Raw genomic sequence first — 16884 nt, 5'->3', positions numbered from 1 at the left:
CGCCAGAAATAATGGTGCGTGCACCTGCCACTTTCACCACCTTTAAGGGATATGCAATCGTCGCTACACGCCATGGGTGGGTGCGGTAAGGATTCCTTAATCCCTGTTGCCGGCGGGTGACACTTGCAACGACTGCCGTTACAGGCGCGTTATGAGGTGCATCGGGCGGTGGATGCACCCTCGTGCCGGGGTCTGCCGGTGCAACGTCGATGCCGCAAACTTGTCTGGGAGGATCGCTTGAGCCATCTGCTGACGCCGGAGCCGCTGACCCGTGAGGCCTTTGCGCCCTTTGGCGAGGTGATCGAGGCCCGTCATGAGGCAAGCCACCTCATCAACGGGGGGCGCACCCGCCGGTTTCACGCCCTTGCCGAGGCCGATTCCGGCCCGGACGGCAAGCCGATCCTCTCGATTTTCCGGGGGACGCCGTGGCCGAGCCCCGTCACCGTGCGGATGCTGGAGCGCCATCCCCTGGGCAGCCAGGCTTTCGTGCCGATGCAGGATCATCCGTGGCTGGTGGTCGTCGCCAGCCACGCGCGCCCCGGCGATTGCCGTTGCTTTCTGGCGCGGGGCGACCAGGGCGTCCAGATCGCCCGGGGCGTCTGGCATCACCCGCTGCTGGTGCTCCAGCCGGTGCAGGACTTCCTGGTCGTCGACCGCAGCGGTCCCGGCGTCAATCTGGAGGAAGTGTTCTTCCCCGAGGACGAGGGCGTGGTCATCGCCCCTGTGTGAGTGCCTGCCGAGACGTGTTCAGAAGATCAGGCGCGGCAGGGTCGTCGCCACCTGCGGCAGCAGCCAGATCATGCCGATGCCGGCGATCTGCAGCACGATGAAGGGGATGACGCCCTGGTAGATCTGGCCGGTCGTCACCTCGGGAGGGGCCGCGCCTCGCAGGTAGAACAGCGAGAAGCCGAAGGGCGGGGTCAGGAACGAGGTCTGCAGGTTGATCGCGATCAGGATCGACAGCCAGACCGGATCGTGCCCCATCAGGATCAACACCGGTGCGACCAGCGGCAGCAGGATCACCGAGATCTCGACGAAGTCGAGGAAGAAGCCGAGCAGGAACACGAGCGCCATGACGAAGAGCAGGGCGGCGTCGGGGCCGCCCGGCATATTGGTCAGGAACTCCTCGATCCGGTGATCGCCGCCGAGCCCGCGGAAGACCAGCGAGAAGATGCTGGCGGTGAGGATGGTGGCGAAGATCATCGCCGTCACCGACAGGGTGGAGTTCATCACCGGCTTCAGCACATCGGCGCGGAAGGTGCGGGCGAGCGCCTGCAGGATCGCGGCGGTGGCGATCGCCACCAGCAGGGTGGCGAGGCCGCCGATCGCCCAGTCGATCGGCCCGACGTCGCTGCGCTGCAGCCGGACCGGGTGGACCGAGATCAGCACGGCGAGCAGGGCAAGGCTTGCGGCACCGGCGATCACCAGGCCACTGCGGCCGTTGCCGAGCCGGGCGGAGGCCATCAGCAGCGCGCCGATGGCGCCGACCGCCGCGGCCTCGCCCGGCGTCGCGATGCCGCCGAGAATGGAGCCGAGCACGGCGATGATCAGCAGCACCGGCGGCAGGATGGCGGCGGCGATCTTCGAGGCGGGAGGGCGGTCGCCCCCGTGCTGCATCGCCGGGGCGGAGGCGGGCGACAGCCACGCCTTGACCAGCAGATAGACGATGTAGATGGCGACCAGCATCAGGCCGGGCAGCAGCGCGGCGGCGAAGATCTGGCCGACCGAAATGGTCTCGATGGTGAACTTGCCCTGGCGGAACTGCGCCTGCTGATAGGCATTCGACATCACGTCCGAGAGGATGATCAGCAGGGTCGAGGGCGGAATGATCTGGCCGAGCGTGCCGGAGGTGCAGACGATGCCTGAGGCAAGCCGCGGATCATAACCGTTGCGCAGCATGGTCGGCAGGGCGATCAGGCCCATGGCGACGACGGTGGCGCCGACGATGCCGGTGGAGGCGGCCAGAAGTGCACCGACCAGCACGACGGAAATGCCGAGCCCGCCGCGCAGCGTTCCGAACAGCCGGCCGGCGGTCTCCAGCAGGTCTTCGGCGATGCGGCTCTTCTCCAGCACCACCCCCATGAAGACGAAGAGCGGGATGGCGATCAGCACGTCGTTGGTCATGACGCCGAAGACGCGCTGGCCGAGCGCGCCGAGCAGGCTGATGTCGAACTGGCCGGTGAAATGGCCGAGAATGGCGAAGAGCGTCGCGATGCCCGCGAGAATGAAGGAGACCGGATAGCCGATCAGGATCGCGGCGATCAGCGCGGCGAACATCAGGAGGTCGAGCGGCAGCATCAGGCGCGGGTCCCGGTGTCGGAGGCGGCAGTGGTGCCGTGCGGCGCAGCGAGGCGGGAAAGGTCGCGCAGCAGGCAGGCGAGACCCTGCAGGGCCAGCAGCACGCAGAAGGCGGGCACCAGCGACTTGAGCAGGAAGGAGGCCGGAATGCCGCCGACGGAGATGGCGCCCTCCATCACGGCCCAGGAATTGCGGACCGAGGGCCAGGACCACCAGATCAGGATCGCCATGGACGGCAGCAGGAAGACCACGGCGCCGAGCGCGTCGATCGCCGCGCGGCCGCGCGTGCCGAGCTTGGCGTAGAAGATGTCGACGCGCACATGGCCGTCGACCAGCAGCGTGTAGCCGGCGCCGAGCATGAACAGGGCGGCGTGCATGTAGAGCACGCCCTCGTTCAGGAAGATGAAGCTGATGCCGTAGACATAGCGCAGCACCACCACGCCGAATTGCAACAGCACCATGAAGAGCGCCAGCCAGCGCACCAGGGCGCCGACGGAGCGGTTGACCAGGTCGAGCCAGTCGGCGAGGCGGGCGAGCACGGGCCTTGTCCTCTCGTGCGGTCGGTCGGGGGGAAGATCGCGGGCCGGCGAACGGCCCGCGACCTGTCGCGGATGCAGCGCCGGGGTCCGGAAGCGCGCCCGGACCCTAGCAGGTTTTACCGAGGTGCGCTCAGTACTTGTAGTCCATGGCGCGGGCGTTCATCTGCCCGTTGTCGGCATAGACCATGTAGTCGGAGACCGAGGCGCGATAGGCAAGGAAGCTCTCGACGATCCGGCGCACCAACTCGTCGTCGTTCTCGCGCAGTTCGCCGATGACCTCGCCGGCGGCATTGCCCATGGCGACGATGACGTCGTCCGGCAGCTTCTTCACCTGCACGCCCTGCTCGGCGACGAGCTGCTGCAGCGCCAGCGCATGCTTGGTCGTGTACTCGGTCCAGACCGGGTTGTAGAGCGACTCGCAGGCAAGCGCGACGGCCTGCTGCAGGTCGGCCGGCAGGGCCTCGTAGGCGGCCATGTTGACGGCGCATTCCTCGGCGGAGGACGGTTCGCCGACGCCCGGCCAGTAGTAGTTCTTGGCGACCTGCTGGAAGCCGAGGGCGGAATCCGACCAGGGGCCGATGAACTCGCCGGCGTCGAGCGCGCCCGACTGCAGCGCCTGGAACATGTCGCGCCCGCCCATCGCCTGCACGGCCATGCCGAGTTTGGCGCACATTTCCGAGGCAAGGCCGGTGGTGCGGAAGCGCAGGCCCTTGAGGTCGTCGACCGAGTTGATCTCGTTGCGGAACCAGCCGGCCCATTGCGGGCCGGAATTGCCGCAAAGGAACGGCTTGAGGCCGAAGCGGCCATAGATCTCGTCATAGAGCGCCTGACCGCCGCCATGGGCGAGCCAGCCGAACTGCTCGTCGGCGCGCAGGCCGAACGGCTGCGAACCGAACAGCAGGATGCCCTTGGACTTGGAGCCCCAATAGGCCGGAACCGCGTGGTAGAGCTCGGCGGTGCCTTCCGCGACGGCGTCGAACACGCCATTGCCCGGCACCAGCTCGCCGGCGGCAAAGAGCTGCACCTCGATGCGGCCGCCCGACAGGGCGGTGATGCGGTCGGCGAGCATCTGCGCGGCGACGCCCGGGCCCGGCAGGTTCTTCGGCCAGGCGGTGACCATCTTCCAGCGCTTCACGTCCTGGGCGATGGCCGGGGCCGCGAGGGTTCCGGTGGCGGCAGTGGCGACGGCGCCGACGCCGGCGGTCTTCAGGAAATCACGTCTTTTCATGGCAGCACAGTCCTCTGGTTGGTTTTCCTTCACAGCATCATGGGGCCTTGCCGGCCCTTTGAACGTCCCGCGGTCCCGCCTCAGTTTCCGAGGATGGCGGGCAGGCGCAGGCCGTGTTCCCTGGCGCAGTCGAGCGCGATCTCATAGCCGGCATCGGCGTGGCGCATCACGCCGGTCGCCGGATCGTTCCACAGCACCCGCTCGATGCGGCGGTCGGCATCCTCGCTGCCGTCGCAGCAGATCACCATGCCCGAATGCTGCGAGAAGCCCATGCCGACGCCGCCGCCATGGTGCAGGCTGACCCAGGTCGCCCCGCTTGCGCAATTCAGCAGCGCGTTGAGCAGCGGCCAGTCGGAGACCGCGTCCGAGCCGTCCTGCATGGCCTCCGTCTCGCGGTTGGGCGAGGCGACGGAGCCGGAATCGAGGTGGTCGCGGCCGATGACGATCGGCGCCTTCAGCTCGCCGTTGCGCACCATCTCGTTGAACGCGAGACCCAGCCGGTGGCGGTCGCCCAGGCCCACCCAGCAGATGCGCGCCGGCAGGCCCTGGAAGGAGATGCGCTCGCGTGCCATGTCGAGCCAGCGGTGCAGATGCGTGTTGTCGGGCAGCAGCTCGCGCACCTTGGCATCGGTCTTGTAGATGTCCTCCGGGTCGCCGGACAGCGCTGCCCAGCGGAACGGGCCGACGCCGCGGCAGAACAGCGGACGGATATAGGCGGGCACGAAACCGGGGAAGGCGAAGGCGTTTTCCAGCCCTTCCTCCAGCGCGACCTGGCGGATGTTGTTGCCGTAGTCCAGCGTCGGCACGCCCATGTTCCAGAAGTCGACCATGGCGGCGACATGCTCGCGCATGGAGGCGCGCGCGGCCTTCTCCACCGCCTTCGGATCGCTCTCGCGCTTGGCCGCCCATTCGGCCATGGTCCAGCCCTTCGGCAGGTAGCCGTTGATCGGATCATGCGCCGAGGTCTGATCGGTGACGATGTCCGGCTTCACCCCGCGCCGCACCAGCTCGGGGAAGATCTCCGCCGCATTGCCGAGCAGGCCGACCGATTTGGCTTCGCCCGCCTTGGTCCAGCGCTCGATCATCTCCAGCGCCTCGTCCAGCGTCTCCGCCTTCTCGTCGACATAGCGGGTGCGCAGGCGGAAATCGATGGAGTCCGGATTGCACTCCACCGCCAGGCAGCAGGCGCCGGCCATCACCGCGGCGAGCGGCTGGGCGCCGCCCATGCCGCCGAGGCCGCCGGTGAGGATCCACTTGCCCTTGAGCGAGCCGCCATAGTGCTGGCGGCCGGCCTCGACGAAGGTCTCGTATGTGCCCTGCACGATGCCCTGGCTGCCGATATAGATCCACGAGCCGGCGGTCATCTGGCCGTACATCATCAGCCCGGCCTTATCGAGCTTGTTGAAGTGGTCCCAGTTGGCCCAGTGCGGGACCAGGTTGGAATTGGCGATCAGCACCCGCGGCGCGTCCTTGTGGGTACGGAAGACGCCGACCGGCTTGCCCGACTGGACGACCAGCGTCTCGGTCTCCTCAAGGTCACGCAGGGTCGCGACGATGCGGTCGAAATCGTCCCAGGTGCGCGCCGCCCGGCCGATGCCGCCATAGACGACGAGCTCGTTCGGCTTCTCGGCCACATCCGGATCGAGATTGTTCATCAGCATCCGCAAGGGCGCTTCGGTCAGCCAGGACTTCGCGGTGATCTCGGTGCCGGTGGCCGCCCGCACGGTGCGGGTGTTGTGGCGCGGGTTGGTCATGTGGTTCCTCCGGAGACAAGCGACCCGTCGAGCGCGAGGCGTTCCAGACGGGTCAGAAGGGTCTTGAGATGGACGCGAAGGGCGCTCGCCCTCGCCTCGTCATAGGCGAAGGGCGCGCTCTCGCTCGCCAAATGGGTCGACTGGGCGAGCTCCATCTGGATGGCGTGGACATTGTCGGCCGGCCGGCCGTAATGGCGGGTGGTCCAACCGCCCTTGAACCGGCCGTTGAGGATACTGGTGTAGCCGTCCGCCCCGACGCAGACCTCCACGGCCGCCTGCTCGATCAGGGGATGGCAGGTCGCACCGTCATTGGTGCCGATGTTGAAATCAGGAAGTTTGCCGGCAAAAAGAAACGGGATATGCGAGCGGATCGAGTGGCAGTCGTAAAGGATCGCCACGCCGTGGAGCGCCTTCACCCGCTCGATCTCGGCGGCGAGCGCCGCGTGATAGGGCGCGTGAAACGCCTCGCGCCGGGCAGCGACATCGGCGTCGCTGGGCGCCTCGCCGTCCTTCCAGATCGGCACGCCGTCGAAGTCCGTCTCCGGCACGAGGCCGGTGGTGTTCTGCCCCGGATAAAGGCTCGCGCCGGCAGGGTCGCGGTTGGCATCGACGACATAGCGATGGAACGTGGCGCGCACCGTGGTGGCATCGTCCAGCAGCCCGTCATAGAGCAGATGGATGTGCCAGTCCGTGTCTGCCAGCTTCAACCCGCGCGCGTTGAGCCGATTGGCGATCGCCTCGGGCACATGGGTGCCGGTATGGGGCAGGCCGAGGATGACGGGGCTCGTGCCTTTGCGGATCTCGACGGGCGTCATGCGGCCTCTCCCAGCGACAGCAGGGCCGTTTCGCTCGCCGCCGCGACGACTTCGCGGCTGGCGATGAGGCGGGCTGCGACCTGAAGGTCGGGCGCCATGTAGCGGTCGGCCTCGAGCGGGGCCACATGCCGGCGCAGCCGGGCGACGGCGGCGGCCAGCGGCGCGCTGGTGGCGAGCGGGGCGCGGTGCTCGATGCCTTCCGCCGCGCACAGCATCTCGACGCCGAGAATGACGGCGAGATTGGCGTTCATCCGCTCCAGCCGCCGCGCGCCATGGGCGGCCATGGACACATGATCTTCCTGGTTGGCGCTGGTCGGGGTGGAATCGATGGAGCAGGGATGGGCGAGATGCTTGTTCTCGCTCATCAAGGCTGCCGTGGTCACCTCGGCGATCATCATGCCGGAGTTGAGGCCGGGATCGCGGGCAAGGAAGGGCGGCAGGTCGAAGGACAGCGTCGGGTCGACCATCAGCGCCACCCGGCGCTGGGCGATGGCGCCGAGTTCGGCAATCGCCAGCGCGATCTGGTCGGCGGCGAAGGCGACCGGCTCGGCGTGGAAGTTGCCGCCCGACACGATGCGTCCCTCGTCGATCAGCACCAGCGGGTTGTCGGTCGCCGCATTCGCCTCGATCTCCAGCGTGCGGCCGGCCATGCGCAGCAGGTCGACGCAGGCGCCGGCGACCTGCGGCTGACAGCGGATGCAATATGGGTCCTGCACGCGGCTGTCGCCGGTGCGGTGGCTCTCGCGGATCTGCGATCCGTCCATCAAGGCGCGCATGGCGCTCGCCACCTCGATCTGGCCGCGATGGCCGCGAAGCGCGTGGATTTCCGGCAGCAGCGGGGCGGTCGAGCCCATGATCGCGTCGGTGGACAGGCTCGCGGTGAGCAGCGTCGCCTCCGCCAGCCGCCAGGCGGTGAACAGGCCGGTGAGCGCGCAGGCGGTGGAGAACTGGGTGCCGTTGATGAGGCCGAGGCCCTCCTTCGGGCCGAGCACCACCGGAGCAAGGCCGGCTTTCTCCAGCGCGGCGCGGCCGGGCATACGCGTGCCCTGATACTCCGCCTCGCCCTCGCCGATCAGCACCGCTGTCATGTGGGCGAGCGGGGCGAGATCGCCGGAAGCGCCGACCGAGCCTTGCGAGGGAACGCAGGGGGTGATGCCGGCGGCGAGGCAGTCCTCGATGAGCTTCAGCACCTCAAAGCGCACGCCCGAGGCGCCGCGCCCGAGCGACAGCAGCTTCAGCACCATCATCAGCCGCGTCGTCGCGCCGTCGAGCAATTCGCCGACGCCGCAGCAATGCGAGAGGATCAGATTGCGCTGGAGCGTCGCCGTATCGCTGCTCGCGATCTTGACGCTTGCGAGCTTGCCGAAGCCGGTATTGACGCCGTAGACGGCTTCCTCGCCCATGGCGGCCGCGGCGACCCGCTCGGCGGCGCGCTCGATGTCCGCTTGCGCGCCTCGGTCGATGCGGGCGGCGAGCTCCTCCCGATAGATGCGTTCGAGCTGGGCGAGCGTGACGCGGCCCGGCGTGAGGGTCATGACGCTCATTATGCGCCTCCGAAAATGCGGTGGTGCAGCGGGTTGAAGCCGATGCGGTAGGTGAGTTCGGCCGGCTCCGCGACGTCCCAAACGGCAAGGTCGGCGCGCTTGCCGGGCTCGATGGTGCCGATCTCGCCGGCAAGGCCGAGCGCGCGGGCGGCCTCGCGGGTCGCGCCGGCAAGGCATTCTTCCGGCGTCAGGCGGAACAGCGTCGCGCCCATGTTCATGGCGAGCAGCAGCGAGGTCAGCGGCGAGGAACCGGGATTGCAGTCGGTGGCAAGGGCGATGGGGACGCCGGCCTTGCGCAGCGCTGCAACGGGGGGCGCCTGCGTCTCGCGCAGGGTATAGAAGGCGCCGGGCAGCAGCACGGCGACCGTGCCGGACGCCGCCATGGCATCGATCCCGTCCTGGCCGAGATATTCCAGGTGATCGGCCGAGAGCGCGCCATACTGCGCGGCGAGCTTCGCGCCGCCGAGATCGGAGAGCTGCTCGGCATGTAGCTTGACCGGCAGGCCGAGCGCTGTCGCCCGGTCGAAGACCTGCGCCATCTCCGCCGGAGAAAAGGCAATGCCCTCGCAGAACCCGTCGACGGCGTCGACCAGGCCGGCCGCATGCGCCGCATCGAGGCCCGGCAGCGCCACCTCGTCGAGATAGGCTTGAGAGCGCCCCTTGTAGTCGGCCGGCACCGCATGGGCGGCCAGCCACGACGTGACGACGCGCACGCCGCGTTCGCGACCGAGGCGCCGGGCGGCCGCAAGCATGCGCATCTCGTCAGCGATGGTCAGGCCGTAGCCCGACTTGATCTCGATGGTGGTGACGCCTTCGCCGATCAGCGTGTCGAGCCGGGGCAGGGCGGAGGCGACGAGCTCGTCCTCGCTTGCCGCCCGCGTTGCCGCGACGGTGGAGACGATGCCGCCGCCGGCGCGGGCGATCTCCTCATAGCTTGCCCCTTCGAGGCGCAGCTCGAACTCGCGGGCCCGGTTGCCGCCATGGACGATATGGGTGTGGCAGTCGACGAGGCCGGGAGTGACGAGGCGGCCGCCCAGCGACCGGGACGGCCAGGACGCGAATTGTGCGGGTAGTTCGGCGGCACTGCCGCACCAGGCGATGCGGCCATCGGCACCGATTGCGACGGCGCCATCCTCGACGAGACCATAGGGGGTGGCGCCCGCGACCAGGGTCGCAAGACGCAGCGCGGTCAGGACCTCGCCGGCGGCGGATCCGGTCGCAGTTTCTGGCATGACCCCTCCCAGGGCTTCCGGTCGAATGGTTCTTCTGGTGTGCTGCAATATGTGTTTGTTTAATTACGATATGTATGTACATAATTGTCAATCTCAAAAATGAGGCGGACGGAATGCGGATCTTCGCGGAGACGGCCTTGCTGGCCACGGGATGGGCGCGCAACGTGGTGGTGGAGATCGCCGCGGACGGGCGGATCGGCAAGGTATTGCAAGGCGTTGACCGGGCAGAGGCCGCAGCGGAACGCACGGTCGGGATCCTGTTGCCGGCACCGGCCAACCTGCACAGCCATGCGTTCCAGCGGGCGATGGCGGGCCTGAGCGAGTTTCGCGGCACGGCCGAGCACGACACGTTCTGGACCTGGCGCGAGATCATGTATCGCTTCCTCGGCGCCTTCACGCCGGAGACGGTGGAGGCCGTGGCCGCCTTCGTGCAGATGGAGATGCTGGAGGCCGGCTATGCCGCCTCCGCCGAGTTCCATTACGTCCACAATCAGGCCGACGGCACGCCCTATGACGACCGGGCGGAGCTCTCTCGCCGGATCGCGGCCGCCTCTGAGATCTCCGGCATCGGCCTGACCTTGCTGCCGGTCTATTACACGACAGGCGGCCTCGATCACCGGCCGCTCGCCGGCGGCCAGCGCCGCTTCGGCTCCGATCTCGACGGCTTTGCGCGGATCGTCGAGGGGGCGGAGGATGCGGTGGCAGCGCTTGCCCCTGACGCGCGGCTCGGGATCGCGCCGCATTCGCTGCGCGCGGTGCCGGCGGAGGACCTTGCGAAGGTCACCGCCCTGCGCCCCGCCGATCCCCTGCACATGCATATCGCCGAGCAGACCGGCGAGGTGGAGGAGGTGCTGGCCGCCCATGGCCGCCGCCCGGTCGAATGGCTTTTCGACACTCACGCGGTCGATGAGCGCTGGTGCCTGATCCATTGCACCCATCTGACCGACGGCGAACGCAAGGCGATCGCGACGAGCGGGGCGGTCGCGGGCCTGTGCCCGATCACCGAATCGAGCCTTGGCGACGGCATCTTCGATGGCGCGCGCTATCTTGGCGACGGCGGCACGCTGGGTATCGGCTCGGATTCCAACATTCGCATCGCACTGTCGGAGGAGCTGCGGACGCTGGAATATTCCCAGCGCCTGCGCGACCGGCACCGGGCGGTGCTGGCGACGAGCGAGCGCTCCTGCGGCCGCCGGCTCTACGACGAGGTGCTGAAAGGCGGCGCGCGGGCGCTCGGCCGCGACAGCGGTGCGATCCGGGAAGGCGCCTGGGCCGATCTCGTTGCCCTCGATGCGGCGTCGCTGCACCTGGAGGGACTGTCCGGCGACACGTTGCTCGATGCATGGATCTTTGCCGGCGACGACGGGCTGGTGCGCGACGTGTGGGCGGCGGGGCGACATAGGGTGCGGGACGGCAGCCATGTCGACCGCGCGCGGATCGAAGCCGGCTACCGCGACGCGATGCGGACCCTGAAGCGGAGCATGTGATGTCGCGACCCGTCGTGCCTGCGAAGGACGCCGACCCGGTGCCGGCCGGCATCCGGGTGCCGAATTCCTTCCGGGCCATCAAGGCGGAAATCCTCAAGCGCATCAGCGAGCGGGTCTGGCTGCCCGGCGAGCTGATTCCGGGCGAGGAGGATCTGGCGCGCGAATTCGGCTGCGCCCGCGTCACCGTCAATCGGGCGCTGCGGGAACTTGCCGAGATCGGTCTGGTCGAGCGCAAGCGCCGCGCCGGCACCCGCATCGCCGAACATCCCTTGCGCGAGGCGCGGCTGGAAATTCCGGTGGTGCGCAGCGAGGTCGAGGCGCGCGGCGCCCAGTACCGCTTCTCGATCCTCAGCCGCGAACGGCTGGAGGCGCCGGAGGCGATGCGGGCCCGGCTCGACCTGCCGGCCGGCACGCCGATGCTGCATGTGCGCTGCCTGCATTTCGCCGACAACCGGCCCTGGCAATTCGAGGACCGCTGGATTCACATCGCCGCCGTTCCCGACATCGCCGACGAACCGTTCGAGCGCATGAGCCCCAACGAGTGGCTGGTGAAGTTCGCCCCCTTCTCGGAGATGGAGATCGGCCTCAGCGCCGCGGCGGCGAGCGGCGAGGAAGCGACGCTGCTCGCCATCCAGCCCGGCGCGCCGGTCTTCGTGTTCGAGCGCACCACATGGCTGATCGACCAGCCGATCACCCATGTGCGCATGCTGCATCCCCAGTCCTACCGGATGGTCTCGCGCTTCTGAGGTGCGGATCGGCGATTGATCGCTCGCCCGTTGACGGGCATAATCGTTTACATAATAAACGATCTGGATGCGGTCCGCCGGGAGGAGCCGGGGTGGTCGCGTCCGCATGGGCTTGGCCCGGACCGGCGGCAGCCGGCAGGGCAGGCGACGGACGGCGCGACGCGCCGGGGCCGTGCGAGATAACTGGGAGGACACCGAATGCTTCGACTGAAATCGCTCGCCGTAGCTGCGACGGCGCTGGCTTGCGCCGGTATTGCCCCGGCACTGGCGCAGGACGTGACCCTGCGCGTGCATCATTTCCTGCCGGCGCCGGCGCCGGTCCCGAAGAACTTCATCACCCCCTGGGCCGAGAAGGTGATGGCGGAGTCCAACGGCCGCATCAAGGTCGAGGTCTTCCCGGCGATGCAGCTTGGCGGCACGCCGCCGGCGCTCTACGACCAGGCCCGCGACGGCGTCGTCGATATCGTCTGGACCCTGCCGGGCTACACGCCGGGCCGCTTCCCGGGCAGCGAGGCGTTCGAACTGCCGTTCATGGCCGCCAAGGCCGAGCCGACCAGCGAGGCCTTCTGGGATTTCTACGAGAAATACCTGAAGGACGAGTTCAAGGACGTCCATCCGATCGCGGTGCATGTGCACGGCCCCGGCCTGCTGCACGTCAAGGGCGAGGGTGTCACCAAGTTGGAGGACATGAAGGGGCTGAAGCTGCGCGGGCCGACCCGCCAGACCAACGCCCTGCTCGGCGCGCTCGGCGCGACGCCGGTCGGCATGCCGGTTCCGGCGATGCCCGAGGCGCTGTCCAAGGGCGTGATCGACGGCACGGTCGTGCCGTGGGAGGTGACGACGCCGCTGAAGGTGGCCGAACTCGTCAACAGCCACACCGACTTCGAGGGCTCGCGCGGCCTCTACACCGCCACTTTCGTCTTCGCCATGAACAAGGCGAAATACGACAGCCTGCCGGAGGACCTGAAGGCGGTCATCGACGCCAACAGCGGCCGCGAGGTGTCCAAGTGGGTCGGCCGCGTCATGGACGAGGGCGATCTGCCCGGCATCGCCGCCGCCGAAAAGGCGGGCAACACGATGCGCAAGCTGCCGCCGGAAGAGGTCGAGCGCTGGAAGGCCGCCGCCGAGCCGGTGGTCGCCGCCTGGATCGCGGAAGTCGCGGGCAAGGGCTATGACGGCGCCGCCATGGTCGAGGATGCCCGTGCCATGATCACGCAATACGCGGGCGAGTGATTGGCGTTCCCTGCCGGCCGGCAGCGGCCGGCAGGGGCTTTTCCCAGGCATCCAAGGATCTCCGCCATGACCGTTCTCGTTGCCGGCGCGGGCATCGCCGGCCTGACGCTCGCCCTCAGCCTGCACCGGATCGGCGTGCCCGTGCGCATCTTCGAGGCGGTGCGGGAGATCCGGCCGCTTGGCGTCGGCATCAACCTGCAGCCGCATGCGGTGCGCGAGCTCGATGAACTCGGCCTGCTCGACCGGCTCGACGCCATCGGTCTCAGAACCCAGGAAGTCGCCTATTTTTCCAGCCACGGCCAGCCGATCTGGTCGGAGCCGCGCGGGCTGGCCGCCGGCTATGACTGGCCGCAATTCTCCATCCATCGCGGACGGCTGCAGATGATGCTGCTCGACGCGGTGCGCGAGCGGCTCGGCCCCGATGCGGTGACCTGCGGCATTTCCGTCGCTGCCTGGCGCGAGAGCGAGGGCGGCGTCGAGATCGATCTCGTCGACCGGGAGACGGGAGCCTCGGCCGGCAGCGCGCGCGGCGCGGTCTTCGTCGCGGCCGATGGCATTCATTCCACGGCCCGCTCGGGGCTCTATCCGGACGAGGGTCTGCCGGTATGGGGCGGCATCGTCATGTGGCGCGGCGTCACCCGCGCGCCGCATTTTCTCACCCGCCGCTCGATGGCGATGACCGGCTGCAAGCCGCGCAAGTTCGTCTGCTATCCGATCGAGGACATCACCCTCGACGACGGCCGGCCGGGCGCGGTGATCAACTGGATCGCCGATCTGAGGATGCCCGCCGATCACATGTGGCGGCGCGAGGACTGGAACCGGCCGGGCAATCCGGACGACTTCCTGCCGCGTTTCGACACCTGGCGCTTCGACTGGCTCGACATCCCTTCGCTGATCCGCAACGCCGAGCACATCTTCGAATATCCGATGGTCGACCGCGATCCGCTGCCGCGCTGGACCCATGGGCCGATGACGCTTCTGGGCGATGCCGCCCATCCGATGTACCCGATCGGCTCCAACGGCGCGAGCCAGGCGATCCTCGATGCCCGCGTGCTGACCCGCGAGATCCTGCGTCACGGTGCGGTGCCGGCCGCGCTTGCGGCCTATGAAAAGGAGCGGCGTCCGGCGACGGCGCGCATCGTGCTCGCCAATCGCGCCGACGGCCCCGACAAGGTGCTCGACGTGGTCGAGGAACGGGCGCCGGACGGCTTCGGCCGCATCGAGGACGTGCTGTCCCGCGAGGAACTGCTGGAGACGGCGGCCGGCTACAAGCGGATCGCCGGCTTCGATGTCGAGGCTTTGAACCAGCGCCCGCCGATCGTGCCGGCAGCCTGATCATGGCGGCAGGCGGAGGCCGGGACGAGGCCGCCTCGGGCAGGGAGCTCGACTACGGCCTGCTCAACCGACTGGTCGGCCACCTGCTGCGCCATGCCTTCCTGCGCGGTCACCAGGCCTTTGCCGAGGCATTTTCCGGCGAGGCGCTGACGCCGTTGCAGTTCATGGTTCTGGAGCTGGTGGACCGCAATCCCGGTGTCACCCATCGCGATGTCGCGGCCGCCATGTCCACTGCTCCTTCGGTTCTCACCACCGCGCTGAAGCCGCTGGTTTCCGGCCGGCTGCTGGAGCAGGTCGGGGTGGCCGGCGACGGGCGGCGGGTGGCCTATCGCCTCACGGCCGAGGGCCGCAGGTATTTTCACGCGCTGCGCCCGCGCATCGACGCCGCCGAACGGCTTCTGCTCGCCGGCCTGGATGAGACGGAGGCCGAGACGCTCAGGAGCTTCCTGCGCCGCATGACCGGCCGGGCGGCGGAGGGGTGAGACCGCCGGAGCCCGTCCGGGTTCACAGCGGTGTCCCCGCTGGCTGACCAGGTTCAGCGGCTGTTTGCCGCGGGCGCCGATCCGCGCCCCGGGCGCTCCCGCGCATCTGTTCCGATCGCCCTGTTTCGCAAGGCGGAATCGCATCGGGAGCGGGTTTCCTCGCGCATCTGCAGTTTAGATCTATTATAATGTATTGATTTTACAAGAATATTATCTTGACTACAAAACTCATAATAGCGTTAGGTCTGCGAAGCTCGGCAGGGTCTGGACCCTTGCCGGACCCTTTGATGTCGGGGCCTTTACCCCCGTCGATTGGAGGCTGACGTGACTGTGAATACGCAAGGCCGCCCGACCGCGCCGGAGCGCGCGGACGAGGCGGAGACGCTTGTCGTCGAAGGGCTGCGGCGCTGGCTCGCCGGGTATCAGACGGGCAGCATCGAATGCTGGGAAACGGCCTGGACGCTCTATGCCGGCCGGCTCGGCGTGAGCCGGGCCCGCCAGGCGGTGACGGGGCTGTCCTGTTTCGCCAGGGCGCTGAACGGCTGGGCGAAATACGGCCTGTCCCTGCTCCCCTATGACTGCCCGCATCGCTGTGCCCATGAGTGCCTCGCGGTGGCGCTGGTTGCGTCCTGGCAGCGGGGCGACCGGGAGGCGGCCGCGAACATCGCCGAGGAACTGGTGGTGGCCGGCGGCCTGCCTTCCACGCTTGAGGCGGCCGCGAATTTCGCCGACACGCTCCGCCGGCTCGATCTGGTTCTGCCAAGCCCCGCCTGCCTGGCCTGCCGGGGTGCCGTTCCGGTGGCGACGCATCAGGCGGCGGAGACCCGGCACTGACATTTTCCAGTGCGCCGTGGCGGCGCGCATATGAGACGAAAGAGAGGAAAAGCCGAAATGAAAAAGACCCTGTTGCTGGCGGCTGCGCTGGCGAGCATTGCGCTGCTGCCGGCTGGTGTCGCCCGGGCGAGCGACGCGGCGGCCGTGCTTCAGACCTATGGTGACATTGCGCAGGCGGCCTATTCCGAATCGCTGACCACCGCGCAGGCTCTGTCGTCCGCCGTCGATGCGCTGATCGCCAGCCCGTCCGACGAGACGCTGGCTGCCGCCCGCAAGGCCTGGCTCTCCGCCCGCCGTCCCTATCAGCAGACCGAGGTCTACCGTTTCGGCAATGCCATCGTCGACGACTGGGAAGGCAGGGTGAACGCCTGGCCGCTCGACGAGGGGCTCATCGACTATGTCGATGCCGGCTATGGCAGCGAGAACCCGGAAAACGCCTTCTACACCGCCAATGTCATCGCCAACCCGAAGATCATTGCCGGCGGCCGCGAGATCGACGCCACCGAGATCACCCCGGCCCTGCTGTCCGAGGAGTTGCAGGAGGTCGGCGAGATCGAGGCCAATGTGGCAACCGGCTATCATGCCATCGAGTTCCTGCTCTGGGGTCAGGATCTGAACGGCACCGGCCCCGGCGCGGGCAACCGTCCGGCCACCGACTACGACACGGCCAACTGTACCGGCGGCAATTGCGATCGTCGCGCCGCCTATCTGCGGGCGGCGACGGACCTTCTGCTCGACGACCTGAAGGAAATGGCGGATGCCTGGACGCCGGGCGGTGCCGCCCGCGCGGAGCTTGCCGACAAGGGCGAGGCCGGCGGTCTTGCGACGATCTTCACCGGCATGGGCTCGCTGTCCTATGGCGAACTGGCCGGCGAGCGCATGAAGCTCGGCCTGATGCTGCACGATCCCGAGGAGGAGCATGACTGCTTCTCCGACAACACCCACATGTCGCACTACGACAATGTGATCGGCATCCGCAATGTCTGGTTCGGCCGCTATGAGGGCTTTGCCGGAAAGTCGGTCGAAGGCGCGTCCTTGCGCGATCTGGTCGCGGCCAAGGATGCGGCCGTCGCCGATGATCTGACCGCCAAGCTGGACGCCTCGCTCGCGGCCTTCGAGGTCCTGCGCAGCCGCGCCGAGACCGTGGAGGCCTATGACCAGATGATCGGCGAGGGCAACGAGGAGGGCAATGCGGTGGTCCAGGCTGCGATCGACGCATTGATCGTCCAGACCCGGGCCATCGAGCGGGCCGTCGCCGTGCTCGGTCTCGACGAGATCGCCTTCGAGGGTTCCGACAGTCTCGACAACCCGAGCGCGGTTTTCCAGTAAGACCTGCGGACTGTCACCAACCGGCCGC

At 68.3% G+C, this 16884-nt stretch carries 15 protein-coding genes; 8 read left to right on the top strand and 7 right to left on the bottom strand.

Annotated elements, in window-relative coordinates; all coding sequences use genetic code 11:
• The first annotated feature begins 237 nt into the window (after positions 1-237).
• Positions 238-729 carry an ureidoglycolate lyase gene (locus P2PM1_RS11395; protein WP_186388870.1) on the top strand — a complete coding sequence of 164 codons (492 nt, stop codon included), beginning with the start codon at positions 238-240 and terminating at the stop codon, positions 727-729.
• 18 nt (positions 730-747) lie between these two features.
• Here P2PM1_RS11395 and P2PM1_RS11390 read toward each other — a convergent pair whose 3' ends face one another.
• The 7 genes from P2PM1_RS11390 to hutI form a co-directional block, all read right to left on the bottom strand.
• Positions 748-2298, bottom strand: a complete 1551-nt coding sequence (locus P2PM1_RS11390; protein ID WP_371515133.1) for a TRAP transporter large permease subunit — start codon at positions 2296-2298, stop codon at positions 748-750.
• Positions 2298-2837, bottom strand: coding sequence for a TRAP transporter small permease subunit (locus tag P2PM1_RS11385; RefSeq protein WP_244296483.1), 540 nt, complete (start codon positions 2835-2837; stop codon positions 2298-2300). The genes P2PM1_RS11390 and P2PM1_RS11385 overlap by 1 nt, the downstream gene beginning before the upstream one ends.
• A 130-nt stretch (positions 2838-2967) precedes the next feature.
• A complete protein-coding gene (locus P2PM1_RS11380) occupies positions 2968-4065 on the bottom strand; it encodes a TRAP transporter substrate-binding protein (RefSeq protein WP_186388871.1) in 1098 nt (365 codons plus the stop codon).
• Between the two features lie 80 nt (positions 4066-4145).
• Positions 4146-5819, bottom strand: coding sequence for a urocanate hydratase (gene hutU / locus P2PM1_RS11375; RefSeq protein ID WP_186399145.1), 1674 nt, complete (start codon positions 5817-5819; stop codon positions 4146-4148).
• Positions 5816-6634: an N-formylglutamate deformylase gene (gene hutG / locus P2PM1_RS11370; RefSeq protein WP_186399144.1), complete on the bottom strand. Its 819-nt coding sequence runs from the start codon at positions 6632-6634 to the stop codon at positions 5816-5818. The genes hutU and hutG overlap by 4 nt, the downstream gene beginning before the upstream one ends.
• Positions 6631-8178, bottom strand: a complete 1548-nt coding sequence (gene hutH, locus P2PM1_RS11365) for a histidine ammonia-lyase (RefSeq protein ID WP_186399143.1) — start codon at positions 8176-8178, stop codon at positions 6631-6633. Before hutH ends, hutG begins: the two co-directional genes overlap by 4 nt.
• On the bottom strand, positions 8178-9410 hold the full coding sequence (gene hutI / locus P2PM1_RS11360; RefSeq protein ID WP_186399142.1) for an imidazolonepropionase: 1233 nt from the start codon (positions 9408-9410) through the stop codon (positions 8178-8180). Before hutI ends, hutH begins: the two co-directional genes overlap by 1 nt.
• 113 nt (positions 9411-9523) lie before the next feature.
• Here hutI and P2PM1_RS11355 point away from each other — a divergent pair, with 113 nt between their 5' ends.
• The 7 genes from P2PM1_RS11355 (at position 9524) to P2PM1_RS11325 (ending at position 16856) form a co-directional block, all read left to right on the top strand.
• Complete coding sequence (locus tag P2PM1_RS11355; RefSeq protein ID WP_186399141.1) at positions 9524-10897, top strand: formimidoylglutamate deiminase; 1374 nt, start codon at positions 9524-9526, stop codon at positions 10895-10897.
• A complete protein-coding gene (locus P2PM1_RS11350; protein WP_186394817.1) occupies positions 10897-11643 on the top strand; it encodes a GntR family transcriptional regulator in 747 nt (248 codons plus the stop codon). Before P2PM1_RS11355 ends, P2PM1_RS11350 begins: the two co-directional genes overlap by 1 nt.
• A gap of 198 nt (positions 11644-11841) precedes the next feature.
• Positions 11842-12876, top strand: a complete 1035-nt coding sequence (locus P2PM1_RS11345; RefSeq protein WP_186399140.1) for a TRAP transporter substrate-binding protein — start codon at positions 11842-11844, stop codon at positions 12874-12876.
• 66 nt (positions 12877-12942) lie between these two features.
• Positions 12943-14211, top strand: coding sequence for a flavin-dependent oxidoreductase (locus P2PM1_RS11340; protein WP_186388879.1), 1269 nt, complete (start codon positions 12943-12945; stop codon positions 14209-14211).
• 2 nt (positions 14212-14213) lie between these two features.
• A complete protein-coding gene (locus P2PM1_RS11335) occupies positions 14214-14693 on the top strand; it encodes a MarR family winged helix-turn-helix transcriptional regulator (RefSeq protein WP_186399139.1) in 480 nt (159 codons plus the stop codon).
• 324 nt (positions 14694-15017) lie between these two features.
• Entirely contained in the window at positions 15018-15527 is a 510-nt protein-coding gene (locus tag P2PM1_RS11330) for a hypothetical protein (protein WP_186388881.1), read from the top strand.
• A gap of 57 nt (positions 15528-15584) precedes the next feature.
• Entirely contained in the window at positions 15585-16856 is a 1272-nt protein-coding gene (locus tag P2PM1_RS11325) for an imelysin family protein (RefSeq protein ID WP_186399138.1), read from the top strand.
• Positions 16857-16884 lie beyond the last annotated feature (28 nt).

The organism is Stappia sp. P2PMeth1 (assembly GCF_900185735.1).
Lineage (GTDB): Bacteria > Pseudomonadota > Alphaproteobacteria > Rhizobiales > Stappiaceae > Stappia.
Note: the sequence above shows the minus strand (reverse complement) of the source record. Positions and strands in the feature narration are given on the sequence as shown.